The sequence below is a fragment of the Thiohalocapsa sp. ML1 genome (assembly GCF_001469165.1).
GTDB lineage: Bacteria > Pseudomonadota > Gammaproteobacteria > Chromatiales > Chromatiaceae > Thiohalocapsa.
In genome coordinates, this window is the sequence record NZ_JABX01000130.1 from 1 (window position 1) to 705 (window position 705).

At 65.5% G+C, this 705-nt stretch carries 1 protein-coding gene; it reads right to left on the minus strand.

Translation table 11 applies throughout. The annotated features are described in order from the left end of the window. A partial coding sequence (locus ML01_RS26650) for a hypothetical protein (protein WP_058558384.1) occupies positions 1–474 on the minus strand: 474 nt, incomplete at its 3' end. Positions 475–705 lie beyond the last annotated feature (231 nt).

The window sequence follows — 705 nt, forward strand, 5'->3', positions numbered from 1 at the left end:
GAGCAGCCAGTCAAGCAGGCGGACGAGGCCGGTGACGGCGCCGATGGCGCCGATGATCCACACCGTCTGCCGATGCATGGCCGTGCGGAGGTTGGCCTCGGTGGATTTGAGGTCGACACGGACCTGCGCGATTTCCTTTTGCAGCCGCAGCTCGGTCTCCTTGATCTCTCTACGGACGACTTCGATCTCCCTACGGACGACTTCGATCTCCTTCTGCAGCCGCAGCTCGGTCTCCTTTATCTCTTTACGGACGACTTCGATCTCCTTACGGACGACTTCGATCTCCTTACGGACGACTTCGATCTCCTTCTGCAGCCGCAGCTCGGTCTCGCGCACGTCTGCACCGCGGGCAATCTCGCCCGGCCGCGGCCAACCCTCCTCCAGCTCCCGGATCGCATCCACAATCAAGCGGAACCGGGTGCGATCGTCCGTTGCGTCGTTGACCTGTTCGGCGAGCTTGAAGGCGAGTGTCATGGGGCTGGTGCCGCGGCTGGGCAGAGCGTGTACGGTTTCGATGTTGCGTAGAGCATAGCAGCAGTGTAGCCCGGATGCAGCGCAGCGGCATGCGGGAGCGGGCGCCCGGTCGGCGTTGCCGCCCGGTTCGTGCCGGCGCGCCCGGTCGTCGCTCCCCCGACCCGTGCCGATGGCTCGGCCGGACCCGGATTGCGCTTTGCTCCATCCGGGCTACGCGCTAGCCGCGCTGGA